This window comes from Lentiprolixibacter aurantiacus, assembly GCF_026241225.1.
Taxonomy (GTDB): domain Bacteria; phylum Bacteroidota; class Bacteroidia; order Flavobacteriales; family Flavobacteriaceae; genus Lentiprolixibacter; species Lentiprolixibacter aurantiacus.
In genome coordinates this window covers 154,010-178,748 of record NZ_JAPFQP010000004.1, presented here as the reverse complement: position 1 = coordinate 178,748, position 24,739 = coordinate 154,010, and the positions used below count along the sequence as shown (strand labels likewise).

19 protein-coding genes are annotated in these 24,739 nt (G+C 44.3%); 11 read left to right on the top strand and 8 right to left on the bottom strand.

The genetic code is table 11. The features are described from left to right. Positions 1-8: 8 nt before the first annotated feature. A complete protein-coding gene (locus OO016_RS12125) occupies positions 9-3,002 on the bottom strand; it encodes a SusC/RagA family TonB-linked outer membrane protein (RefSeq protein WP_266014354.1) in 2,994 nt (997 codons plus the stop codon). A gap of 353 nt (positions 3,003-3,355) precedes the next feature. Next, positions 3,356-4,282 carry a DUF6607 family protein gene (locus OO016_RS12120; RefSeq protein WP_266014351.1) on the bottom strand — a complete coding sequence of 309 codons (927 nt, stop codon included), beginning with the start codon at positions 4,280-4,282 and terminating at the stop codon, positions 3,356-3,358. Positions 4,283-4,590: 308 nt separating this feature from the next. Here OO016_RS12120 and OO016_RS12115 point away from each other — a divergent pair, with 308 nt between their 5' ends. Then, positions 4,591-5,361, top strand: a complete 771-nt coding sequence (locus OO016_RS12115; protein WP_266014348.1) for a hypothetical protein — start codon at positions 4,591-4,593, stop codon at positions 5,359-5,361. 90 nt (positions 5,362-5,451) lie between these two features. On the opposite strand, the gene OO016_RS12110 is transcribed toward OO016_RS12115, so the two are convergent. Then, positions 5,452-6,447, bottom strand: coding sequence for a 2-hydroxyacid dehydrogenase (locus OO016_RS12110; protein WP_266014345.1), 996 nt, complete (start codon positions 6,445-6,447; stop codon positions 5,452-5,454). Positions 6,448-6,679: 232 nt separating this feature from the next. Between OO016_RS12110 and OO016_RS12105 the strand changes: the two genes are divergently transcribed. From OO016_RS12105 to OO016_RS12095, 3 genes are all read left to right on the top strand, one after another. Then, complete coding sequence (locus OO016_RS12105) at positions 6,680-7,054, top strand: hypothetical protein (protein WP_266014342.1); 375 nt, start codon at positions 6,680-6,682, stop codon at positions 7,052-7,054. Between the two features lie 427 nt (positions 7,055-7,481). After that, a complete protein-coding gene (gene rpsU, locus OO016_RS12100; RefSeq protein WP_266014339.1) occupies positions 7,482-7,679 on the top strand; it encodes a 30S ribosomal protein S21 in 198 nt (65 codons plus the stop codon). A gap of 2 nt (positions 7,680-7,681) precedes the next feature. Further along, on the top strand, positions 7,682-7,873 hold the full coding sequence (locus tag OO016_RS12095) for a hypothetical protein (RefSeq protein ID WP_266014336.1): 192 nt from the start codon (positions 7,682-7,684) through the stop codon (positions 7,871-7,873). A gap of 187 nt (positions 7,874-8,060) precedes the next feature. On the opposite strand, the gene corA is transcribed toward OO016_RS12095, so the two are convergent. Next, positions 8,061-9,161, bottom strand: a complete 1,101-nt coding sequence (gene corA, locus OO016_RS12090) for a magnesium/cobalt transporter CorA (protein ID WP_266014333.1) — start codon at positions 9,159-9,161, stop codon at positions 8,061-8,063. Further along, the gene (locus tag OO016_RS12085; protein ID WP_266014329.1) at positions 9,139-9,654 is read right to left on the bottom strand and encodes a mechanosensitive ion channel domain-containing protein; all 516 of its coding nucleotides are present in this window, start codon (positions 9,652-9,654) and stop codon (positions 9,139-9,141) included. The genes corA and OO016_RS12085 overlap by 23 nt, the downstream gene beginning before the upstream one ends. A gap of 263 nt (positions 9,655-9,917) precedes the next feature. Here OO016_RS12085 and OO016_RS12080 point away from each other — a divergent pair, with 263 nt between their 5' ends. From OO016_RS12080 to OO016_RS12050, 7 genes are all read left to right on the top strand, one after another. Continuing rightward, positions 9,918-10,334, top strand: a complete 417-nt coding sequence (locus OO016_RS12080; RefSeq protein WP_439649333.1) for an HYC_CC_PP family protein — start codon at positions 9,918-9,920, stop codon at positions 10,332-10,334. Positions 10,335-10,426: 92 nt separating this feature from the next. After that, positions 10,427-14,167, top strand: coding sequence for an efflux RND transporter permease subunit (locus tag OO016_RS12075; RefSeq protein WP_266014327.1), 3,741 nt, complete (start codon positions 10,427-10,429; stop codon positions 14,165-14,167). After that, positions 14,164-15,381 (top strand): TolC family protein, encoded by a 1,218-nt coding sequence (locus OO016_RS12070; RefSeq protein WP_266014324.1) that lies wholly within the window; start codon positions 14,164-14,166, stop codon positions 15,379-15,381. Before OO016_RS12075 ends, OO016_RS12070 begins: the two co-directional genes overlap by 4 nt. Before the next feature lie 11 nt (positions 15,382-15,392). After that, positions 15,393-15,665, top strand: coding sequence for a heavy metal-binding domain-containing protein (locus tag OO016_RS12065; RefSeq protein ID WP_266014320.1), 273 nt, complete (start codon positions 15,393-15,395; stop codon positions 15,663-15,665). A 9-nt stretch (positions 15,666-15,674) separates the two neighbouring features. Continuing rightward, positions 15,675-18,173, top strand: coding sequence for a heavy metal translocating P-type ATPase (locus OO016_RS12060; protein ID WP_266014317.1), 2,499 nt, complete (start codon positions 15,675-15,677; stop codon positions 18,171-18,173). A gap of 5 nt (positions 18,174-18,178) precedes the next feature. Beyond that, positions 18,179-18,895 carry a hypothetical protein gene (locus tag OO016_RS12055; RefSeq protein WP_266014314.1) on the top strand — a complete coding sequence of 239 codons (717 nt, stop codon included), beginning with the start codon at positions 18,179-18,181 and terminating at the stop codon, positions 18,893-18,895. After that, the gene (locus tag OO016_RS12050) at positions 18,892-20,634 is read left to right on the top strand and encodes an efflux RND transporter periplasmic adaptor subunit (protein WP_266014311.1); all 1,743 of its coding nucleotides are present in this window, start codon (positions 18,892-18,894) and stop codon (positions 20,632-20,634) included. Before OO016_RS12055 ends, OO016_RS12050 begins: the two co-directional genes overlap by 4 nt. Before the next feature lie 40 nt (positions 20,635-20,674). Here the strand turns inward: OO016_RS12050 and OO016_RS12045 are convergent, their stop codons facing one another. The 3 genes from OO016_RS12045 to OO016_RS12035 are packed head-to-tail and all read right to left on the bottom strand — an operon-like array spanning position 20,675 to position 24,661. Beyond that, on the bottom strand, positions 20,675-23,188 hold the full coding sequence (locus OO016_RS12045) for a TonB-dependent receptor (RefSeq protein ID WP_266014308.1): 2,514 nt from the start codon (positions 23,186-23,188) through the stop codon (positions 20,675-20,677). Beyond that, positions 23,178-24,089 carry a FecR family protein gene (locus OO016_RS12040; protein ID WP_266014305.1) on the bottom strand — a complete coding sequence of 304 codons (912 nt, stop codon included), beginning with the start codon at positions 24,087-24,089 and terminating at the stop codon, positions 23,178-23,180. The genes OO016_RS12045 and OO016_RS12040 overlap by 11 nt, the downstream gene beginning before the upstream one ends. 47 nt (positions 24,090-24,136) lie before the next feature. Then, positions 24,137-24,661, bottom strand: coding sequence for an RNA polymerase sigma factor (locus OO016_RS12035; RefSeq protein WP_266014303.1), 525 nt, complete (start codon positions 24,659-24,661; stop codon positions 24,137-24,139). Positions 24,662-24,739: the final 78 nt, after the last annotated feature.

The window sequence follows — 24,739 nt, the reverse complement described above, 5'->3', positions numbered from 1 at the left end:
GACGATTTTTAGAAATTTAAGTTTACACCTATAGAATAAGTTCTCGCTGCAGGAGCAGAGTAAAATACCTGACCTATACCTCCGGCATCAGATCGTGATTCTGGGTCATAACCTTCAAAATCAGTAAATGTCAACAGGTTTAATCCGCTAACGTAGAACCTCACGTTTGTCATCCCCAACTTATCCATAATTGACTGTGGCAATGTATATCCTAAAGTCAGGTTTCTCAATCTGATAAAGTCACCATCCTCCAGGTATCGGGTTGAGTGGGCGGTACCATTTCCACCAAATAACCTGGCTTCCGGAACATCTGTGATGTCTCCCGGGTTTTGCCATCTCCTCAGCTGATCTGCAGTCTGGTTATCGAAGAAATCAGCATTGGCTGACTGGAATCTTCCACCGCTGTTATATATGGATGCACCCCATTCACCCTGGAAGGTAAATGAAAAGTCAAAATCCTTATATCGTATGGTGTTGGTCAAACCACCAATCCACTCTGGCAATGGTCTTCCGGCAACAATTCGTTCTGCCTCATTGACGTTGGTAGTAGTGCCTCCACTTCCATCGTTAAGATTGTAAAGTGCATCACCATTGTCCGGATCAACACCTGCGTATTCAGGCAGGTAGAAAGAGTTGATTTGCTCTCCTTCCCTAAGGATATTCCTGCTGAAGATTACATCGCTACTGTCTGGAAGTTCTTTTACTTCAACATCGTTTTTAGAGAAGTTGAAATTGGTGTTCCAGGTAAAGTTTTCAGTATTGAAGTTTTTGGTACTGATGCTGATTTCAAAACCAGTGGCTTGCAAACGACCTATATTCCTGGTAATACCATTCTGATTAGGGTTACCTGAAGAACCTGGAAGCGGTTGTGCAAACAGCAGGTCATCTGTATCCTTTACATAGTATGCAAATTCACCTGTTATGACATCATCAAATAAACCATACTCAAATCCGATATCGGTCTGGGTTGAAGCCTCCCAACCAAGAAGCGGGTTACCGGCCTGTGTAGGCTGTAAACCAGGTCTCTGGTTGTAGGAAACACCCTGGAAGAGGTTTAATGAAGGGAAGTTGCCAATTTCGGCGTTACCAACTTTACCCCAGCTACCCCTGATTTTCAGATAACTCAGAACATCAGATTCGGACAGGAAGTCTTCCTCGCTGATTATCCAACCTGCTGAGAATGCAGGGAAGTAACCAAATCGATTTTCGGAACCAAATCTGGAAGATCCGTCACGCCTGATACTGGCTTTTAACAGGTATTTATTCTTGTAGGAATAGGTAGCCCTGGCAAAATAAGAAAGGAAGCTAAACTGGGTAAAACTACCTGTACCGGAAACAATTTCCGCGGCGCTGTTTACTGTCTGGAAGTCATCCGATGGAAATTGATTTCCTTCCACACTGGTTGCCCGTCGCTTACTTTTATTCAATTCACTACCAACTACCAGTTCCACATCATGATCTTCGTTGAAGGTCTTGTTGAATCTAAGCAGGTTTGTGAACACATAGTTTTCTGTATCTACGTTAGAAGCGAAAGCCTCACCGTTGGTAGATTGGAATGGTGTCAATCTTCCTCTGAACTGGTCTTCCGTCTGGGTAAACAGATCGTGTGAGAATGCAGAAGTGAACGTTAACCAATCTGTAAAGTCGTATTCAAAATTTATCCTACCCAAAAATCGCTTGACGATTGTATTGTAATAAGCGTATTTGTCCTCGAGCAGGAAGTTGGGATATAGGGTATTGGGGTTAGGATCACCATTTTCCAGAAAAGCAGGAGAAATTGGTGCCTGGGCAATGGCTTGCAAAGGCGTAACGAATGCATTGTCATTGGCAATCCTGTCGATATTTACCCTGGAATAACTCATATTCATCCCCATCCTGATTTTGTCAGAAAAGTTGTGGTTGATATTGATCCTTCCGGAAACCCTGTCCAGCTCATTCCCCCTTACAATACCCTGGGTATCGTTGTAGGCGGTGGAGAAGAAATAAGTTGTTTTGCTGTTACCTCCGGACATTGAGAAATCTGCATCGCGGATGCTGCCGTCCTGGAATGCCAGTTCCTGCCAGTCTGTATCAACTGCCAGGTTCCTCCAGTCGGTTCCATTGGAATAGCGGTCAAACCTGCCTTCCAGGAAACTGCCGGATAAATCTCCGAAAGGTGACCTTTCCGCAGCTTCGGTGAACAATTCAATGTATTGTGCAGCGTTTAACCAGTCCCTTTTGTTGGCTGGCTCACTGGTACCGGTTGAAAAGTTCAGTGAGAAACTGGACCTTCCTTCTTTACCTTTTTTAGTAGTAATAATAACCACACCATTGGCACCCCTCGAACCATAGATTGCCGCGGCAGAGGCATCTTTCAAAATATCTATGGATTCAATTTCACTTGGGCTAAGGGTTAGGAGTGGGTTAGATGGAGAACCGTTATTGGATTCATTATCATTTGTTAGTGGAATTCCGTCCAGTACAAATAGCGGATCAGTTCCCGCACTGATACTGGCCTGGCCCCGTATCCTGAAGTTAAGACCACCTTCTACCTTACCGTTCTGCTGGGTAATTTGTACACCCGCTGCTTTGGCGGCAACAGAGTTGAAGACGTTCGGGGTCGGTACATCGGCTATATCCGCACTGCTCAGGCTGGAGATATTATCGGTTACAAGCCTTTTGGACTGTGTACCATAACCTACAACAACTACTTCACTGAGGCTTTCGGCGTCTACCTGCATGCGAACATTAAGCGTGTTGGAACTACCGATTGTTCTGCTTTCTGTCCTGAATCCCAGGTAGGTAAATACCAGAACCTGGCCTTCAGCTACATTAATGGCAAAGTTACCATCAAAATCTGTCTGAGTACCGGTGGTTGTTCCCTGTACTACAATGTTTACTCCGGGCAGAGGTACACCGTCAGCATCTGTAACCGTACCCGTTATGCTTTTACTTTGTGCATAAACCAAATGTACAGCCAACACCAATAGAAGGGTGAGGACTGCTTTCAATTTCGTTTTCATGTTTATTTGAGTTTGAATTAGCTCAACAAAAGTCTTAAAAATTGGTTAAAGAGCCAAGTATTTACCTGATATTAACGTAATGCGATAAATAATTTAGGAATGTGTAAATCTCGCTTGTAAAATTGATTATTCTTAAATTAATGGCAGGGTTTGGCGCGAATTTTTTACAATCTTCTGCATTCATCCACATTAGTGATATGCTAAGTGACATGTTGTCTAACGGTAAGACCGCACACTGTTTCCCTGGATTTGCGAAAATGGAAAAGCCGGCAAGCATTGCCTGCCGGCTATATATTGTGGCCTTTATTAAAAGGTCTTGAAATTGGAAGAATCCAATTCCTTATTGTGTGATTTTATTTGCTTCCAACAGCAGAGCCTTCAGTTTCCTGCACTATAAATTGTTTAATAAGCCCAATTATTTCAGCTTTACCGCCACCTTTCTTTTCAAGAGGGTAGAGGTGCCTGTAAAGGGGCTTGTTATCCACTTTTTTGACAAGGATTAGATTGCCTTCACGAGGGTAAACCTCGCCCCAGGCATCGCGTACAGAACTCCAGAATTCCCCGTGTTCCGTCCACCAGTCTATGGCAGCTTCACATTTTTTTGAATCTACCCGGGTATAGCTGTTCATTCCTTTTTCCTGAGCAAGGAGTACGTCTTCCTTTCCGTTTTCCCTAATAATTTTGTCATTATCCTGCGCATGGATCCAGCCAAACGCTGTAATCTCGTGCCGGTTTCCCCTTAGCATTACATTGTAATCATTTCGTTTGGTATACTCACGGCGGGGCAGGGGAGAGTCTGTTTTATTTTCCCAATAGTGTTTATCGTCCACGTGAACCCAGCTTGCCGTACCGGAATACCTTGGACTATCGTCTACCTGGTAAACCTTTTGGGTCCATTGACCTTTTACAGCCTCAGCAGGTAGTTTTTGAAAAGTCCAGATATTATCCTTGTCGTAATAAAATACTTCCTGGTTTTCATACAGCCAGTCCTGTCGCCAGTGTTTGATAACGGTGCTGTCATTTACAAGCAGCAGGTGCTGGATAGAAATTTTGTTTTCTTCATCTGCAATTGGCAATGCCAGTTCCATGGCTGAGGCAAAATAATTGGGTTTTTTCTCGTAGTCCTGGTTCGGAGAAAATGTTTCAGCATATTCAAACGTGATCTCATAGCAGCCACACATATCCTTAATGGCTTTTCTGTCCAGTTCTTTTTTGGTTTGTCCGTAGGTAGCGCTAATAAATGTAAGTAAAGAAACAATGAGTAGTGATAGTGGTTTCATTTTTGACTATATTAAATTAATTTAGACTTATTAAAAATAAAGTTCAAAAATAAACGTCACGTGGAATTAAAAAAATATCTCAACTGATTTTTTTGAACAGGGGGTTAGGCCTACCTGATCTCTTATATTGCTATGACAGACCTGGAGACCTATGATTTACAACAAGGTAAAGTGCAGGGGATTACTTGTTCGCATTATCTACAAAATATGACTTCTATCATGTTTCTCCTCAGAATGCCTGAATAACTTTGTTTTTGGATTTACACCAATTTACATAGCGGGGCTCAGTAAAATCTAAATTCATTATCATGAAAAAAATTGCATTTATTTTCATGGGGTTTTTAGTCTCTGCCCTGACTCTATCCTGTACTTCAGACTTTCATTCAAGGGATTATCAACAAGTTGAGGACATAACAGAAACTCCAGACGGGTCCGGTTCGGACAACAATGGTATTGGTAATGCTGGTAATTCCAATGGGGACCCTTCTGGCGGAAGCGGAAATTCGGACAATACATCTGGGTCTGATACTTATGCCGGACTTGTAACCTATCTGGCAGATGTCAAACCTGTAATGGACCAACTTTGTGTATCCTGTCACAATGCTGCTTATAAAGAAGACGGGGTTGATCTCTCCACATATTTGTTGACAAAATCTCAAATTGATGACATCCTTAAATCGATGCAGGAAGATGAGGGTGAGGACGACCTTATGCCCCCAAGCGGTCGTGTTGACAATGCAATCATACAGACCCTCATCGACTGGAAAACTGATGGCTTATTAGAAGGGGAGTCCCCACCGGATAATGGCGAACCCGGAGGATCAGATGGTAACTATACCTACACCGCGGATATAGCTCCTATCATTTCCAATCATTGTATTTTTTGTCATGGCTCCAATTCCCCTGCCGGAGGATATGACATTTCTACTTATCAAAAAACCGTAGATCAGATTGCAGTGTTTATTGAGCGCATAGAACTTCAAACCGGTCAGGCAGGCGTTATGCCCCCAGCAGGGCGCATGGATGAGGCCGTTATACAGAAAATAAAGGATTGGGTAGACCAGGGAATGCCGGAGTAATTGCGAATTAAAGATACACAGTTTTTACTTGCCCTGATTTACATTTAGACACAGTAAGGATTTACAGTCTATCCCCTTTATGAACAGGTATTATGGAGTGTCAATGATGTTTTCGTTACTTCTACCCTCATTGAAATCTTGAATATTCTGAAGGGTGGTTTTGGTAATCTCGTCCAGAGCTTCCTGGGTAAAGAATGCCTGGTGGGCGGTTACCAGTACATTAGGAAAAGACATAAGCAATGCCAGGGTATTGTCGTCTATGATTTGTTCCTGAAAATTGTGAAAGAACAAGCCTTCTTCCTGTTCATAAACATCTATGCCCAAATACCCCAGTTTCTTATTTCTCAAGGCCTCAAGGGTGTGTTCGGTATTGATAAGTCCGCCCCTGCTGGTATTGATCAGCATGGCATTGTCCTTCATTAATTTAAGGGTTTCCCTATTGATGATATGCGCGGTTTCCGGCATCAGTGGTACGTGAAGAGAGACAATATCGGACTCTTTCAACAATGTACTCAAATCCACATAGCGATATCCTTTTTCTTCCAAACTGGTGTCGGGGAATTTATCGTATAACAGTATACGGCAACCAAAACCATGCATCAGATCGGCAAAAACACGTCCGATCTTTCCTGTGCCCAGAACACCGACGGTTTTTCCATACAGGTTAAAGCCTGTCAGCCTCGACAGGGAGAAGTTCCCGTCACGGACCCTGTTGTAGGCCTTGTGAGTCTTACGGTTCAGGGTCAGGATCAGTGCAACAGCGTGTTCGGCTACAGCATGTGGAGAATATTCCGGGACCCGGTAAACAGGAATTCCCTTAGCAGCGGCAGCGTCCAGGTCCACATTGTTGAATCCCGCACAACGCAGGGCAATCATTTTGACCCCCATATCCGAGAGGATATTGATCACCTCTTTGCTCAGGTCATCATTGACAAATGCACATATTACATCGGCTCCTCGTGCATAAGTTGCGGTCGATTTATCCAGCTTCACCCGAAAGTAGTTTATCTTATAGTTGTCGCTGTCAACATGTTGGTCGAACCATTGCTTGTCGTATGATTTGTAGGAGAAGAACGCGATATTCATAGAAGTTTAAACGCTTTGGGTGATTTTAACAAATTTTGAAGGCAAATGTAGGTCATGGATACTTATCTGATTCATTAATGCAGTAAAAAACCGTAATTTCTTTTTAGGGCGGGGCGGAAGCCCCATCTAACTCTTTATAATACATCCTGTCAAAATTTACCCGACGCAGTGTTTCAGGAAACCATAGGCAAGAGGATTTGCTTTTTTAGGCTTTTCTTTTATATTATAGGGTATGACAGCACAAGACAGAAAAGAAAATAGTTCGATCTTAGAAAAATCAATTGATTATTTAAAAGCCAAAGGATTCACCAATATTAAATCGGATTTGCCGGGCTATGAAAGTCCGAAATCCTTTGTAAGGAAGTCCAATGGCCTTAATGTTAGTCCGGATATTTCAGCGAATAAAAATGGGCGCAAGTATTACTTTGACATCAGCCTTAAAACTGAGGCATCCAGATTGTTAAAGTCTAAATGGTTATTGCTGGATACCGTTGCCCGCCTTAAATCTTTTCGTTTCAGGATCATTACTACCACAGGGCATGTCCGGTACACTGACAACCTCCTGGCGGAAGTTAACCTATCCAATAAAACGCCGATCAGGATCTGAATTACGGCTGCTGGAAGGATTCCATTACCGTAATTTTTAAGGCCTTCCCTAAACATGGGTTGTTTTTGGGTGGTAACCTTAGTACCTTTGCGGTAATGAGGATAAAAAACCACGAAAAGAGAAATAAGCGAGTTTTTAACTTTCAATATCTGGTATTCAGAAACCAGTCTGACAAATTTATCCCCCCCACAACCTGGCTTTTTGGGCTTCATTGAACTCTTGTTTATTCGTCGGTTGGCCACAATTTAGCAAACCAGGCTGGCGCATTATCATAATCAATTTACCAGTTCCCGAATGTCATACCATGACGTATTCATGGGCAGAATTTTAATCCTTGGATCCAGAGGTGTGGAAATATCCAATTGAAAAATAACACTGACAATACTTCGGCAAGAAGTTACCATAAAGAAACATAACACAAGTTAATATGCTAAAAATTGAAATTAAGCCGGGTGAAAATATAGAAAGGGCCCTGAAGCGCTATAAGCGCAAGGTCAGAAACGTAAAACAGATGGACGAAATACGGGAACGTAAGCAGTACACTAAAAAATCCCAAAAGAGGCGAGAACAGATAAAAAAAGCCAAATTCAGGCAGGAATATTTAAACAGACTCGAAAACGAATAGCTATGAAATTGATATGGATTAAAAGAAAGACTAAATATGAAAAAAGATTTAGTCCGAATATGGGTAAACTAACTACCAAGGTCACCTACGTTAGAAAATACCTGATGGGGCTTCCCGTAAATACTTTGCACAAATACCGGGAAACCTATTATGGCGAGGTGAAGGATTGTGAGGACTGCAATCTTTTTGTCTGATACCTTATTAAGACTTGGTTTCAAAAGCAGCCTGCAAATCAGTTGCCATTTTTAAATTGAACGGAAGCATACTGGTTCATTTGTGCGGTAAGAAGGAATACCTTTATTCAAGGGGAGGGGGACCTTATCCCCAGATGTTAAAAGCCTATAACTTAGTTGCTGATAAGGAATAATCTTCTTTTTGCAGCTACAGCCACTTTTTTCTTCTGAAGTAGTATAGCATTGCTAAAAATATCAGAAGCATAATACCTAGCAAAATAAAATAGCCATTTCGGTATTTCAATTCCGGGATGTATTCAAAGTTCATCCCGTAAATACCAGCAATAAAGGTAAGCGGTATAAAAATGGTGGCAATTATAGTCAGGACTTTCATGATGGTATTCATCTTATTGCTGATGGCTGTCATATACATGTCCATTAAACTCCAGGTCATTTCCCGGTAAATTTCTATACTCTCTGAGACCTGTATAATATGATCCTGTAAGTCACTGAGGTAGAGCATAATTTTTTCAGAAATATTAGGGTGACCACTTTTCTCAATTCGGGATACGATTTCCCGCAAAGGGGATATAGCTCTTCTTATCCGCAGGATTTCTCTTTTAAGTGATTGGATTTCTGTGGGCATTTCCTCACTGGTCTGGTCTTCAAATAGCTGATCTTCTAAGGATTCTATGCGGTTGCCTATTTCATCAAGAAGGTGGAAATAATAATCTACCACGGCATCCATTAACGCATACAGCAAATAATCCGAACGCATAGATCGGATTACGCCCTTATCTCCCCGAAGACGTGTCCTGACCGGGTCAAAGACATCTCCTTCTGCCTCCTGAAAGGAAATTACATAATGGCTTCCGAGAACCAGGCTAAGATGTTCTACAATTAAACCCTTCTCCTCATCCATATGTAGCATTTTAACAACCACAAAAAGATGGTCCTGAAACTCTTCGACTTTAGGGCGTTGCTGGGTGTTCACGATATCTTCAACCACAAGGGGGTGAATACCGTAACGTTTCCCTATTTTTTCAATTACCGAAGTATGACTAAGGCCATTGATGTTGATCCAGCTGACAGGTTCTGATTCTACAAAGGGATAGGCCTCTTCGATGCTGCTTAAATGCCTTTCCTCAAGCATTCCCTTGTTATATTCAATGACCTCGATGCTGAGTTCACTTTCTGTTTTATGCCCTACATAAACAGGAACTCCCGGCACCTGCCCGATGGTAGCCTTAGCACTCAGTCGTTTTTTTCTGATGCGGGGAGGCGTTTTAATCTTTTTCTTTGCTGCCATCTGGTTCTAAAATTTCGATGCCTTTTTGTATGACAAGATTAGTGGGAATGGTAATTTTCCTTCCATCATCAGTCTTCATAAAAAGGTAAAATGCACTTATATCTTCTATCTCACCGGTCCAGTCGAAATCCTTGTCCAATACCCGGATCCTGTCGCCCAGGCGCAGGGGATGACTGAAAAACAGGATAACACTGGCCGTGAGGTTTGATAAAATAGACCATTGTGCCACAAAAGCGACCCCCAGTACAGCCAGTATGGAGGAAATAAATACTACAAAATCCTTGAGGTTTACCCCCCAGATGATGGAAAGTACGGTAAGGGCCAGAAAGTAAATGATCAGGTAACTCAGGTAAAAAATCACCTTTCTTTTGTTGACATCAATCTCAACAAGTTTTCCAAAACGCCTGATTGCCCTCCTGGTGATGGAAATAACCAAAAAGGTCAGGATTATCAGGACCAGTGTGGATATTAATTCTGTTTGGATGTCCCCCATGCAGATTGATTTTAATTTAAAAATAGGCATTTATTTCAGGATTTGTTCCTCTCGAACCCCTGAATTATGCGAGATAAATAGGGATATTCCGGAACGGATTAACTCATTTACTCCTGATTGTACCATACCCTGGGGTCCATTTTATTTGAACGAGGCGGGAAAACCTTATGCGCTTCGTTTCTGGACTTTTCAGAGCTATTTATTCCGTCAATCTTTTGTTAATCAAAACAATAAATAGGAATATTTTGTAGTTTTGTTTCTGTATGAAGGCGGCATTGCACAAATTTGGAGCTGTTTGCTTGGCTTTAGTGGTCTTATTTTCCACCCTTTCATTTACGGTGGATATGCACTATTGTGGCCGTACCCTGGTCGATTTTAGCCTTGATCAGGCAGATAATTGCCTTATGAAATCATTGATGCCTGAAGATAGCAGCGCATGCGAAAGCATGAAGAAAATGCGCTGCTGTACAGATGTGGAAATCACCTTTGAGGGACAGGATGAGCTCAAAATGAATTTTGACCAGCTAACCCTTAACCAGCAGGTTTTCATTGTGGCATATGCCTATACCTTCATTGATCTGCTCCAGCCCGCGGAGGAGAATAGAATACCTTTTGACGGCTATCCGCCGCCCATCCTGGTGCAGGATATACAGGTATTGTACGAGACTTTCCTTATTTGATTATCGGATAATGTATAGCTCCCGATCCATTGTGGATACGGGCACTTTGTGTTGTATGCAACACGGATTTCATTATACCATAATCAAATAATATGCTCAATAAATCAATAAAATTTCTGATTCACAACAAACTGGTAGCAGCGCTGTTGCTGCTGCTTTTCATGGGCTGGGGAATTGTCAATGCACCTTTTAAGTGGGATATTCCTTTTTTGCCTGAAGATCCCGTTGCTGTTGACGCTATTCCCGATATAGGGGAAAATCAACAGATCGTCTTCACCAGATGGGAAGGAAGGTCTCCCCAGGATATTGAAGATCAGATTACCTACCCCTTAACGACCTCACTTCTGGGAATTCCAGGAGTGAAAACCGTTCGCAGTTCATCAATGTTTGGGTTTTCGAGCATCTACCTCATTTTTGAGGAGGATGTAGAGTTTTACTGGTCCCGCAGTCGAATCCTGGAGAAGTTGAATGCCCTGCCATCGGGACTATTGCCCGATGGGGTCAGCCCTTCCCTGGGACCGGATGCTACCGCCCTTGGACAGATTTTTTGGTATACCCTGGAAGGGCGTGATGAAAAGGGCAACGTTACCGGTGGTTGGGACCTCCACGAACTGCGAAGTGTACAGGATTACTATGTGAAATATGCCCTCTCTTCTGCCAATGGCGTATCCGAAGTAGCATCCATTGGAGGTTTTGTTCGGGAATACCAGGTTGATGTGGATCCGGAGTTGATGAGACAGTATAAGGTGAGCCTCCATGAGATTGTAAATGCTGCCAGAAGATCTAACCGGGATATTGGGGCGCAAACCCTTGAAATTAACCAGGCAGAATATTTAGTCCGGGGGTTGGGATATATCAAATCCATTACAGATATCGAGGAGGCCGTAGTCAAATCTACCGGATTTACGGCCATCCGTGTTAAGGACGTGGCCCGGGTAAACCTTGGGCCTGCAGCACGCCGGGGTATACTGGACAAGGAGGGAGCTGAGGTAGTTGGGGGCGTGGTGGTTGCCCGATACGGGTCAAATCCAATGGAGGTAATCAATAATGTCAAAGACAAGATAAACGAATTATCGACCGGACTGCCATCCAAAAAGCTGGCAGATGGACGGACTTCCCAATTGACCATTGTTCCCTTTTACGACCGGACCGAACTCATACAGGAAACCCTTGGCACCCTCAACCATGCCCTTACCATGGAAATTTTAATTACCGTGCTGGTAATAATCGTCATGGTATTTAATCTTCGGGCGTCAATTTTAATTTCAGGACTATTGCCTGTTGCCGTTTTAATGGTATTTATTTCCATGAAACTATTCGGGGTAGATGCGAATATCGTTGCACTTTCCGGAATTGCTATTGCCATTGGGACCATGGTCGATGTTGGCGTCATCCTGTCGGAAAATATTATCCGCCACCTGGATGAAAACAAATTGCTTTCAGCCAAAGAGCAACTCCCCGTAAATACGGTGGTATACAATGCCACTGCGGAAGTATCAGGGGCCATCTTGACGGCTGTGCTCACCACTATCATCAGTTTCCTCCCCGTGTTTACAATGATTGGGGCCGAGGGCAAACTCTTCCGGCCCCTGGCCTTTACTAAGACTATGGCACTAACCGCCTCCATTATTATATCGCTTTTGCTGATCCCTCCCTTTGCCGCTTATTTGTTCAGGAAACAAACCATAAAGGATACGGTGAGATACATTATCAACAGTTCGCTCATTGTTCTGGGCATAACAGCTGTCATTTTCGGGTACTGGCTTGGATTGCTGCTGGTTGCTTATGGCACGCTAACCATACTGTCTTTAAGGGGAAAGCTTACTCATAAACAGCAAAACATGGGTAATCTGCTGGTTTCTGCCGCTGCCATCCTGCTCCTGCTGTCCGTTCACTGGAGGCCCCTGGGCTTTGACCGGGGCATGTTCATCAACCTCCTTTTTGTTGGGCTTATTGGTTCTGGTTTATTGGGTACATTCTGGGTGTTCCGAAAATACTATACCCACATCCTGCGGTGGGCTATGGAAAATCGTTTGCTTTTTATTTCCATTCCTGTTGCCATTGTAGTTTCTGGAATATTGATTATGAAGAACACTGGGAAGGAATTCATGCCTCCTTTGAATGAGGGATCCTTCCTGCTTATGCCAACCTCTATGCCACATTCAGGGGTTGAGGAGAACAAGCGTGTTTTGCAGCAACTCGATATGGCTGTTGCGGGCATACCTGAAGTTGAAACTGTAGTGGGAAAAGCGGGTCGCACAGAATCTGCACTTGACCCCGCACCCCTCTCCATGTATGAAAATGTTATACAATATAGGTCGGAGTACCAGTTGAACGCGGACGGAGATCCACAGCGCTATAAAATCAACGAGGACGGATTGTTTATCCTCAAAGACGGCAGGCTGCTTGCCAATCCAAACCTCGGGTCGGAGAGTTCCGAAAATTCTCAGGAAAATCCCTACCGTATAGACCGGGATCTGTTGATAGCGGACGAAACCGGCGAGTATTTTCGAAACTGGCGACCCAAAATCAAGTCGCCCGACGATATCTGGAAGGAAATTGTCAGGGTAACCCGCTTGCCCGGGGTAACCTCCGCTCCCAAACTGCAACCTATTGAAACCCGACTTGTAATGCTGCAAACCGGGATGCGTGCCCCGATGGGGATCAAGGTCAAGGGGCAGGACCTCAGGCAAATAGAAGCATTCGGCATGCAGTTGGAAGAAATCCTGAAGACTGCCCGGGGTGTTAAGGCTGAGGCTGTTTTTGCGGATAGAATCGTGGGAAAACCTTATTTGCTTATTGATATAGATCGGCAGAGGCTTGCACGCTACGGAATTACTGTTGAAACTGTACAGGAGGTTCTTTCTGTTGCAGTGGGCGGTATGCCACTAACCCAGACCGTGGAGGGACGGGAGCGTTATGCTGTACGTGTTCGATATCCCAGGGAACTGCGCGATAACCCGGAAGATTTGGAGAACATCTATGTTCCCGTTTCCGGAGGGCAGCCGGTTCCTCTAGGGGAATTGGTAAGCATACGTTACGAACGCGGGCCCCAGGTAATAAAAAGTGAGGATACTTTTTTGGTGGGCTATGTCCTATTTGATAAAATGGACGGTTATGCCGAAGTAGATGTTGTTGAAAACGCCCAGCAAGCAATTCAGGCGAAGATAGAACAAGGTGAATTGATTATTCCCAAAGGGGTAAGCTATACTTTTACAGGTACTTATGAAAACCAGATTCGGGCCGAAAAGACCCTCTCTGTAGTAGTTCCTCTGGCACTACTCATCATTTTCCTCATCCTTTATTTCCAGTTCAGGAGCGTGTCTACTTCCCTAATGGTATTTACGGGTATTGCGGTGGCTTTTGCCGGGGGATTCCTCATGATCTGGCTGTATGGGCAGGACTGGTTCCTGAATTTCAGCCTGTTTGGGGAGAACATGCGCGATTTGTTCCAGATGCATACCATTAACCTGAGTGTGGCGGTCTGGGTTGGCTTCATTGCTCTTTTCGGTATTGCCACAGATGACGGAGTGGTCATGGCCACTTATCTCACCCAGACTTTTGAGCGAAACCAGCCCGGAGACCTGAATTCGGTTCGGGAATCTGTAATTGAAGCTGGAGTGAAGCGCATTAGGCCCTGCCTGATGACCACGGCCACCACCATCCTGGCCTTGCTTCCTATCCTGACCTCCACAGGAAGGGGAAGTGATATCATGATCCCAATGGCTATTCCAAGTTTCGGGGGGATGCTCATCGCACTTATTACCCTATTTGTAGTACCTGTGCTATACGGCTGGAAAAAGGAAGTTCAACTTAAACGTACTGCCAAATGAAGACCTTTCAATTAACATTTATCCTGCTACTAACCTTTATTGCTGGTAATGCCCAGCAATTGCAGGAGTATATCGCTCAGGCGCTGGTCAATAACCCCAACATCAAAGCCTATGAGGTGCGCTATAATCTGGCAGAGGAAATGGTAAATGAAGCGGCCTGGCTTCCCAATACGGAAATTAGCGTCGGGTACTTTGCCAGCGAACCGGAAACGCGGACCGGGGCGCAGCGCGCCCGGTTTTCGGCCAGACAGATGTTACCCTGGTTTGGAACGGTTGGAACAAGGCAGGAATATGCATCTTCCAGGGCAGCATCTGATTATATGGACTATATTATTGCCCGTAGAAAACTGGGCCTGCAGGTTGCTCAATCTTATTATGACCTCAATAGCAATCAGGCCAGGCAGAAGGTGCTGGAAGAGAATTTACGGCTCCTGGAAAGCTATGAAGATCTTGCATTGAACGCAGTTGAGGTAGGCAAGGCTAGTGCAGTTGATGTTTTGCGCCTGCAGATCAGACAGAATGAATTGCATCAGCAAAAAGACATTTTAGAGCAACAGTTTAAAGCAGCACAGTCAAAATTTAATGCCCTCCTTAACAGAGAAGGCAGTGCAACTGTTCAACTGTTTCCTGAAATATATATACCGGAAACAGATCCGGTAATAGCAGACAGCCTGCAGTTAAATCCTGAGTTGTTAAAGTTCGACCGCCTTTATGAATCGGTGGTGCAATCAGAATTGGTGAACCAGAAGGAAAGGGCTCCCATGCTCGGGTTAGGGCTGGATTATGTTCCCGTTCAGGAACGGCCCGACCTGGTCTTTAGCGATAATGGCAAGGACATTGTTATGCCCATGGTCTCCCTGTCAATTCCCGTTTTTAACCCGCGCTATGATTCCAGGACCAAACAGAATGAACTGCGTAAACAGGAAATCCAGTATCAAAAACAGGAACGTTTGAATATGCTGGATGCCACATTGGAAAATGCCCTTTCACAACGGAATGAAGCACGCATCGCCTACAATACCCAGCTCAAGAACATTAAACAGGCCAAAGACGCAGAGCAAATCCTCATCAAAAGTTATGAGACAGGCACTATTGATTTTAAAGAAGTGCTGGACATACAGGAGATGCAGTTAAAATTTCAGATGAATCAGATACAATCCGTGCAGAAGTATTTTACACAATCTGCCATTATCAATTATTTAATTAAAATGTAATTTTCAAAACTATGAACACAAAATTCAAATCTATCACAGTTGCTGTTTGTTTGGCGGGACTTCTATTTGCAGCATCCTGTAAAGGAAAAACAGAAAACAAGAATGAAGCCGCAACGGATCAAACAGAAAATGTGGAGGAACTGGGGAAGGAGTATACTTCGGCCTATGTTTGTCCTATGCATTGCGAGGGAAGTGGAAGTGAAGAAAAAGGCAATTGTCCGAAATGCGGAATGGCATATGTAGCCAATGAAGAGCATGTAAAGGACGGACATACTCATGAGTAAAATAAAATAATGAAACACACCTACCATATACACGGAATGTCCTGCAACGGATGCCGAATGCACGTGGAAGCTACCCTGTCGAATGTCGAAGGAGTAGCCCGGGCCTCGGTTGATTTGCAAAAGGCGCAGGCAACCATCGAAATGCAAACCCATATACCCCTGGAAACGTTCCAAAAAGCCTTGGAAAATGATGGGGGCCGTTATAGCATTCACCCTCCCGGTGAGCATGATCATCCAAAAAAGGAACATAAAATAAAACCCGTGGGGCAGGGGACAGGTGTTTTTTATTGTCCCATGCAGTGTGAAGGCGATAAAACCTATGACAAGCCGGGAGACTGTGCTGTATGCGGTATGGACCTGGTGGAGGAGCAAAATTTGTCCGTTGCTTCCACCAGCCAGTGGACCTGCCCGATGCATCCTGAAGTAATTCAGGATGGGCCTGGCAGTTGCCCCATGTGCGGGATGGACCTTGTACCTTTGGAAGCTGATCTCTCTGCCGAGGAAAAGGCCTACCGAAAGCTCCTTAAAAAGTTCCGGGTAGCCCTGGCATTTACACTACCGGTCTTCCTGATCGCCATGAGCGAGATGCTGCATCCTAACCCCCTTTTCGAAGTTATGGGTCAATATGCCTGGAACTGGGTACAGTTTGCCTTATCCCTGCCCGTCGTATTCTGGGCTACCTGGATGTTCTTTGAACGGGCCTACCGAAGCATCAGGTTTTGGAACCTGAATATGTTTACCCTTATAGGCATTGGTTCTGGTATCGCCTGGATGTTTAGCGTGGTAGCCCTTATTTTGCCAGATGTATTCCCGGATCAGTTTAAAACAGAATCCGGAACAGTGCATGTCTATTTTGAGGCAGCAGTGGTAATCCTCACGCTTGTGCTTCTGGGTCAGCTCCTGGAAGCCCGGGCTCACAGCAAGACCAATTCTGCAATTAAGGAGTTGTTGAAACTGGCGCCTAATAAGGCGATCAGGGTAGTAGATGGTGAAGAAGAGGTGGTAGGTATTGATGCGATAGAAATTGGAAATATCCTCAGGGTTAAACCGGGAGACAGGATTCCTGTAGATGGGGTGATCACAGAAGGCGAGAGCGCCATTGATGAATCCATGATCACAGGAGAACCGTTACCCGTGACCAAAAATGTCGGAGACCAGGTGAGCAGCGGAACCATTAATGGAAACCGAACCTTTTTAATGCAGGCAGAAAAAGTAGGTAGCGATACGCTTCTTTCCCAGATAATTTCAATGGTCAACGAGGCCAGTCGGAGTCGAGCTCCAATTCAGAAGCTGGCCGATACGGTTTCAGCCTATTTTGTTCCTATTGTGGTACTTGTTGCTTTGGTGACCTTCGGAGTCTGGGCTATTTGGGGTCCTGATCCGGCCTACGTTTACGCACTGGTCAATGCCATTGCCGTTTTAATCATTGCCTGTCCTTGTGCCCTGGGCCTCGCGACTCCCATGTCCGTGATGGTTGGGGTAGGGAAAGGTGCCCAGAACGGAGTGCTGATCAAGAATGCCGAAGCCCTTGAAAAGATGTATAAAATTAATACGCTTATTGTTGACAAGACGGGTACTATTACAGAAGGAAAACCCGCTGTGGAACACATTGGGTCATTCGGGAATAACTATACCAAAAATGAAATACTGGAACTGATCGTTGCACTGAACAGCAACAGCGAGCATCCCCTGGCGGAAGCCGCAGTAGCCCACGGTAAGGAAAAAAAGATAGGGGTAAAAAAAGTGGACAATTTCAGTGCAGTAACCGGAAAAGGGGTTGAGGGCACTGTTGACGGTAAAAAACTGGCCCTGGGCAACCTTAAAATGATGGATTATGCCCTGACTCCGGTAGCTGATGTTATGAAGGCGGAAGCAAAGCGTTTCCAAAAGCAGGGGAAGACCGTTTCCTTCCTCTCAGTAGAGGGCATTCTAGAAGGTTATATGGTAATTGGAGATAGAATAAAAGCGAGCAGCGCTAATGCTATCAGGGAATTACAAGCCAAAGGAATTGATGTTGTAATGCTGACAGGCGATAATTACGACACTGCGAAATCAGTGGCCAGTGAACTTGGCTTAGCCGATTTCAGGGCGGGCATGCTACCAGAGGATAAACTGAAAGAAGTGGAAAGGCTGCAGTCACAAGGTAATGTGGTAGCCATGGCCGGTGATGGAATTAACGATTCACCTGCTTTGGCTAAAAGCGATGTAGGCATAGCCATGGGGACCGGCACAGACGTAGCTATTGAAAGCGCGGCTATAACTCTGGTTAAAGGGGACTTACTAGGCATTGTAAAGGCGAGGAAACTCAGTGAGGCGGTCATGAAAAATATTAAGCAGAACCTCTTTTTCGCCTTGATATATAATACCCTGGGAGTTCCCGTGGCAGCGGGAGTGCTGTACCCCGTCTTTGGGATATTGCTGTCCCCAATGATCGCGGCTTTGGCTATGAGTTTTAGTTCTGTATCCGTGATTACCAATGCGTTGAGGTTAAGATCTGTAAAAATATAGGCGATATGGCGAACAGGATTACAGCAAAATGGATTCGGAAATCCCACAGGTACCTGGGTATCTTTTTAGGGATTCAGTTTCTGTTGTGGACATCGAGTGGAATGTATTTCAGCTGGACCAATTTAGATGAAATTCACGGAGACCACTTTAAAAACCTCGGGCAGCAACCCAGGGCATTTTCAGGCTTAATCGCCCCTGATATGCTTAAGGTAAAAGAGGGCATACGGTCTGTGGAAATTCGGGATATCAGCAAAACGCCATACTACTGGATCAATGGAAAACAACTTTTCAATGCCCTGGATGGAAGCCCCAAAAAAGCTATCAATGAGGAAGAAGCCTTGTATGTTGCAGCCCAAAACATGAAAAGTGACCTGGAAGTAGCCCATGTAACCTTGATAGAAGAGGCAGACAAACACCACGAATACCGGGAAAAGTTACTTCCGGCCTATGTGATCACCTATAAGGGCAATGAAAACCTGAAAGCCTACGTGTCTTCCAGGGATGGAAAGTTCCAGACGGTAAGGCACCGAAACTGGCGTATATTCGATTTCCTGTGGATGACCCATACCATGGATTATCAGGGCAGAGATAACTTCAATACTACCGTTCTGAGGGCCTTTTCCCTCCTGGGTTTGATTACCGTTCTCAGTGGATTTGTACTGTGGTACATCAGTTCCCCTTCGGTTGTAAATCTTAAAAAAATATTTAAATCAAAGAAATGAGAAAGAACACCCTTTATATCATTATCGCGGCAATTGCAGGCCTTTTGCTAGGATACCTGTTTTTTGGCGGTTCGGATTCCAGCAGTACTTCAGGTCAATCGCATGATCACAATTCAGAGGCGGCCGATCATATGTGGACCTGCTCCATGCACCCCCAGATCATGCAGCCCGAAGCCGGGGATTGTCCTATTTGTGGAATGGACCTTATCCCTGCAGAAACAGGATCAGAAGGTGTAGGGCCAGATCAAATAACAATGACAGAAAACGCAATGGCTTTGGCCAATGTGGAAACCACGGTGGTTGGTAGTGGCGATTTTGGATCCGGGGATGCCATTGTGCTATCAGGTACCATAGCGGTTAATGAAGAGGCCATGGCCGTACAGGCAAGCTATTTTGATGGTAGGCTGGAAAAGCTCAATGTGAATTATGAGGGACAGCAGGTAAGGAAAGGTCAGCTCTTGGCTACTATTTTCGCCCCGGAACTGGTGGCCGCACAACAGGAATTGCTTACAGCGGCTTCTCAAAAAGAATCTCAGCCAAAGCTATATCAGGCGGTTAGAAATAAACTTAAGTTCTGGAAACTTACTGATGAACAGATAAATGGTATCGAGAACTCAGGCAAGGTACATGAGTTCTTTCCGGTTTACGCAACTGTTTCTGGAACGGTTTCGGAAGTGATGAGCGCAGAAGGCGACTATATTAAGCAGGGACAGCCTATTGCCAGGGTAATTAGTTTAAGCTCGGTCTGGGCCGAATTTGACGCCTACGAAAACCAAATCTCCCAAATCAAGGAAGGCCGGGAAATATCCATTACCACAAAGGCCTACCCGGATCAGAACTTTGAAGGGCAGGTTTCCTTTATTTCTCCTGTACTCGATAATGCCACCCGGACCTTTACTGTTCGTGCTATATTGAATAACCAAAAAGGACTTTTTAAGCCGGGCATGTTTGTAAATGGCCAAATCAGGAGCGGCGTCCAGTCCGATGGGGACCAAAAGCTCTTTGTTCCGGTTTCTGCAGTTATGTGGACCGGGGAACGTTCCCTCGTATACGTTAAAGCTAGGGCAGAACTGCCCGTTTTTGAGATGCGGGCCGTTACCCTGGGAGAACGGATTGGGGAATCCTATACCATTGCCTCGGGACTGCAGGCAGGGGAGGAAGTGGTAACCAACGGGACATTTACTGTAGATGCCGCTGCACAGCTTCAGGGTAAGAAAAGCATGATGAACCCGGAAGGCGCCTCTTCCGTAACCGGTCATGAACATCATAGCGAAATGCAGCCGGATCAAAGTATGGAAATGGATTTGCCAGAATCGTTTCAAAAGGGTTTTATTGGACTGCTTCCATCTTATTTGAAGATGAAGGACGCCTTTGTGGCAAGCGACGCCAGGGCCATTGCCGGGGAAGCCTCTGCCTTGGGTAATAAGATGAACAACCTGGATGATTCTTCACTTGGGAAAATGGAAAAGGAATACTTCAGGGAATCGGTTCGGTTAATAGAAAAAATCAGTGGATCTGCCGGGTTAAAGGAGCAGCGCGCTTATTTTGTAAATCTTAATGAACGGCTTATCACCCTGGCTTCGCATATGCAATTGAACAGCACGTTCTATGTACAGCAGTGCCCTATGGCAAATAATAATAAAGGGGCCATATGGCTGAGTGCCGAAGAGAAAATCAGGAATCCCTACTACGGGGACGAGATGCTAACCTGTGGGAAGGTGGAACAGGTTTTGAATTAATGCTCATTCCAGCCCTACGAATGGGAGATTTCCTGTTGGCTCAGTTAAACAAAAACTTTAGGGTGAGGTTGGGGGTAATTCCAAGCGATTTTTGGTCTATCTGCTGAGGGTTTTCCAGATTATCCAATCGGTAGTAGGTGTTTAATGTATTTTCACGGTCCAGTATGTTCCACACGGACAATCCGGCCTGAAGACCTGTATTATTCCCCAAATTAGTATTATAAATTGCCGAAATATCAACCCGGAGATAATCTTCTACCCGTTCCCCATTTACATCGGCAAAATTCAGTTCACCATCTGTTACTTCACTTCCAGTTTGTGGCTGTGTATAGGGCTTGCCGGTTCTCCAGTTAAATCCTGCTGCCAGGTGGAGACTCTCCGTAGAAAACGTTAACCCTGAGGACAAAGCATGGGTAATGTCAAAATTGCTTCTAAATTCAGGTTCCTGTAGCTCCGGAAATATGTACTGGCTGTCCAGATACCCATAGCTCATCCACATATTCCAGTTGGACAGTTGTTTTCTAAGTAGTAATTCCAGTCCGCTTGCCTCATATTCCCCTGAAGACCTTACAAATTCATAACGATCCTGAAAACCCTGGCTCTGCGTGGTTATACCGTCCACTTTTTTCAGGTATCCAACGGTATTTACTAGCCAGCCGTTATTCCTGTAACTCAGCCCGATGGATCCCTGTTTGCTTTGGATAATGGGAATATCTTCATTATTAGAAAGCTGCCACCGCCTCTTTTCTATCCCCAGAAAATCATTTTGAAAATTAATGATCTGCGATGTATTCTGATGTTTAAATTCTCCGAGCACTTCCAGGTTTATATAAGCTCCTATTCGCTGGTTGAAACTTAACCTGGGTTCCCACAGTTGTCTGCTGAACTTTTCCAGGTGGTTGAACCGCATCCCGGCATTTAAAGAAGTGCCGGTAGCCGGTAATTTCCAACCCAACTCGGAAAAAACGCCGTGAGTTCTCAGTACCTCGCCAACCAAACGCCTGAAAACTGGATTATCAACATCATCAAGGTTGGTGATCTTGGTCTCAACGAAATGATATCCATTTCTCCATACCAAATTACCTCTGAGTTGATAGCTTGCCAGAAATCTGGCTCCTGTTTCAGAAATGATGTTTTCCTGTAAAAATCGCTGGCTGTCCAGGATATTGGCATTAATGGCCCTGAGTTTATAATCGGTTTCGTATACGGATAATTCAGTGCTAAGACCCGGGCTCCACCGGCGCTTGTAGAATACTCCTCCTGCTATACTTCTTTGGTTTAAACTGCTCTCACGGATTTCCTCACTGTTATTTACCTGGGCACTTTCATTAAACACCACTTCATTTGCGGTATGGATAAAGTTGAGCCTGATAAAATCCTTATCGCTCGGTTGAAAAAGCAAGCGCATGGAAGCATCGTAAAAATCAAATTCGATGTTGGAATTGGAAACAGAAACTACATTGCTCTCTATTTCCGTATCCTGAGCTATGCGTTCAAAATATTCCGTATAGGTAGGAGTTTCTACAAAATCACTGATCGCTTTTCTTGCAGCAAACTGTACGGAGCTATTTTTACCAAGCGGGACATCGGCAAAACCATTGGCATCAATAAGATTGATACCGAGGCTTCCTTTAAAGTCGGGATTTATATTCTGTCTTGTCTGCATGGCTATGGTCCCCGAAACCCCATCTGTTAATGATGCTGAGGTTCCGTTCTTTTGAAGGGATACACGTTGTGTAATCTGAGGGTTGTACATAGAAATAAGCCCGAAAAAATGGCCGGACTGATACATTTTGATATCGTCCCAGATAATCAGGTTCTGGTCGTTGCTACCCCCACGAATATTGATGTTAGATACGGTTTCATCCACGCTGTGTATGCCAGGTAGGGCCTGCACCGATTGGAGTACGTCTTCCTCTACAAGGCCCGGCAGTATTGAAAATTTGTCAAAATCCAGCTGGAAGGAGCCGTTATCCAGCTTATCAAGGCCCCGGATGAGGTAATCTGATAAAATAATTTCAGCTAGCTGCTCCTGTTCCGGCACCAGATAAATGATTGCACAATCACCTGGGTTAAAAAACCGGGCTTCCCTGCGCAGGGTTTTATGGCCAATATGGCGAAGTATTATTTGCTGAGAGGAATTTTCAATGGCCAGCTCAAAATACCCTTCTTCATTTGCTACCGTACCCTGGCCGTCGACCTGAATAGTTGTAAATGGTACAGGTTTACCGGTGTCTTTGTCGCGGATGCGACCGCAAATCATTCCTGCGCTTTCACGAATACTGATAATCCTATCCGAAATAAACTCAAAATTGAGTCCGGTTTGATTTTGCAATTCCTTGACGATATCATTTATATCCTCAGATATTTGCGGGAGGATTACCTGTTTTCCCTCTACAATATCCGAGGCGTAATTGAATTGTACCTGGAATCGCTCCTGAAGGATGTTAAGTACTTCAAGAAGTGGTTTATCCTGTGCTGTTTGCTGTCCGTAAAGCGTGTTGCAAACGGGCATGAGCAGCACAATAAAAAGAAGAATTAACTTATTTCTCACCTGGCATTACCCTGACATTGTTGGTTTCCGTGATGCTATAATGCAAATTAAGAGGTTCTGTTATAGATTTCAGGGCGTTTTCCAAATCTCCGTGAGTAAATCCACCTGTGAAAAGCAGGGTAGAGTCAACATTTTCGAAGGTGACCGATATACCAAATTGTCTTTCGAGCTCGGTAAATACCTCGGAAATGGCTACCCTTTCGAAAGTGCTGGTATTCTGAGTCCATTGAGGAGCTGAGAAGCTATTTTTTCCGGTAGTGAATTTCCCGCCTGATGACCTGAATTTATCACCTACTTCCAGGATCACCTTGTAGTTTCCTGAAACTACCTGAACTTTTCCCTCGTAACAACTTACTTCAAAGAAATCACCTCTTTGCTTAACATTGAACTCCGTTCCAAGGACCGTAATCTCACCTTCAGGAGTAATGACTTTGAACTTGCTTCCTTTAACAACATCAAAAAAAGCTTCTCCAATTAATCGAACCTGACGGTTTTTATCCCATTTTCTTTCGTTGAATGCCAGCTCTGAAACCGCATTTATGGTAACCCTGGATTCATCTGGCAAAGTAATGGTGGTTTGCTCCCCAATTCTGGTATCTATTTTAGTTACACTTCCGGGCCATAGAAAATAGGATAGCACAAAACCGATAAGTACTACACTGGCAACTCTGAGCAAGGGCCCAATCCAACGGATTTTTCCTTTTGATTCATCCTTTTTGCCCAACCTGTCCTTCAATTGAGAGTAATCTCCTGGGGAAGAGAAATGGGAAGCCTTAAAAGCTGAGGCATTATCCACAATACCCTTTAGAAATGCCGCATCTTCAAGTGATTCGAAAGCGCTAGATTCCTCCTGAGTAAGGGTGCCGGACAGCCATTTATTAATAAGTTCTTCCTTGTTCATTTTTACTTCCCTTTACTGTATAACAACTTACTTTCCATTTTTCCTGATTATTTAATGCGGAATCCTTCAAGTTCCTCTCTCAAAACCTTAAAAGCAGAGTATATCCGGTATTCCACGACTTTCCTTGTGACTCCTAACACTTCAGCAATTTCCTCGTGTTTTTTGCCCTCTACTTTATTCAGCATAAAAGCCGTACGTTGTTCTTCGCTTAATTTTGAGAGCACTTCCTGATACCTTTTAAAATACTCATCCTGCTCCATCAGGAATTCCGGTGACTCCCTGGTGTAATTTCTGGGTTTCTGGTTTTGGTAATTCAAAACTACCTTCTGATGTTTGATTTCGTTAAGCATCAGATTATTGGCCACGGTATAAAGGAAAGACCTGGCTTTTCCCAGGCTGACCTTTTTACAGTTTTCCCATAGTTTGATGAAAGCCTCCTGAACTTTATCATCTGGATTTAGGTTCTGCCCGTACTTGTAGTAGAGGAAATCGTGGAGCCCCTGTGCAAGTTTTTCATAGAGGCCGGAGTAAATATGTTCTTCGCAAACTTCCTTAAGCAGGTCTTTTTCCAAGAGTGTGGTTTTTCTATATCAAATTTATAAAAAGAATTTTCTTCAAATTTTTTCAGGAATTTTCAAGTCCGGGTTGTT

Bases quoted from the DNA above. Each gene is read 5' to 3' on its own strand.
- OO016_RS12125 (WP_266014354.1), bottom strand. From the start codon at position 3,002: ATGAAAACGAAATTGAAAGCAGTCCTCACCCTTCTATTGGTGTTGGCT.
- OO016_RS12120 (WP_266014351.1), bottom strand. From the start codon at position 4,282: ATGAAACCACTATCACTACTCATTGTTTCTTTACTTACATTTATTAGC.
- OO016_RS12115 (WP_266014348.1), top strand. From the start codon at position 4,591: ATGAAAAAAATTGCATTTATTTTCATGGGGTTTTTAGTCTCTGCCCTG.
- OO016_RS12110 (WP_266014345.1), bottom strand. From the start codon at position 6,447: ATGAATATCGCGTTCTTCTCCTACAAATCATACGACAAGCAATGGTTC.
- OO016_RS12105 (WP_266014342.1), top strand. From the start codon at position 6,680: ATGACAGCACAAGACAGAAAAGAAAATAGTTCGATCTTAGAAAAATCA.
- rpsU (WP_266014339.1), top strand. From the start codon at position 7,482: ATGCTAAAAATTGAAATTAAGCCGGGTGAAAATATAGAAAGGGCCCTG.
- OO016_RS12095 (WP_266014336.1), top strand. From the start codon at position 7,682: ATGAAATTGATATGGATTAAAAGAAAGACTAAATATGAAAAAAGATTT.
- corA (WP_266014333.1), bottom strand. From the start codon at position 9,161: ATGGCAGCAAAGAAAAAGATTAAAACGCCTCCCCGCATCAGAAAAAAA.
- OO016_RS12085 (WP_266014329.1), bottom strand. From the start codon at position 9,654: ATGGGGGACATCCAAACAGAATTAATATCCACACTGGTCCTGATAATC.
- OO016_RS12080 (WP_439649333.1), top strand. From the start codon at position 9,918: ATGAAGGCGGCATTGCACAAATTTGGAGCTGTTTGCTTGGCTTTAGTG.
- OO016_RS12075 (WP_266014327.1), top strand. From the start codon at position 10,427: ATGCTCAATAAATCAATAAAATTTCTGATTCACAACAAACTGGTAGCA.
- OO016_RS12070 (WP_266014324.1), top strand. From the start codon at position 14,164: ATGAAGACCTTTCAATTAACATTTATCCTGCTACTAACCTTTATTGCT.
- OO016_RS12065 (WP_266014320.1), top strand. From the start codon at position 15,393: ATGAACACAAAATTCAAATCTATCACAGTTGCTGTTTGTTTGGCGGGA.
- OO016_RS12060 (WP_266014317.1), top strand. From the start codon at position 15,675: ATGAAACACACCTACCATATACACGGAATGTCCTGCAACGGATGCCGA.
- OO016_RS12055 (WP_266014314.1), top strand. From the start codon at position 18,179: ATGGCGAACAGGATTACAGCAAAATGGATTCGGAAATCCCACAGGTAC.
- OO016_RS12050 (WP_266014311.1), top strand. From the start codon at position 18,892: ATGAGAAAGAACACCCTTTATATCATTATCGCGGCAATTGCAGGCCTT.
- OO016_RS12040 (WP_266014305.1), bottom strand. From the start codon at position 24,089: ATGAACAAGGAAGAACTTATTAATAAATGGCTGTCCGGCACCCTTACT.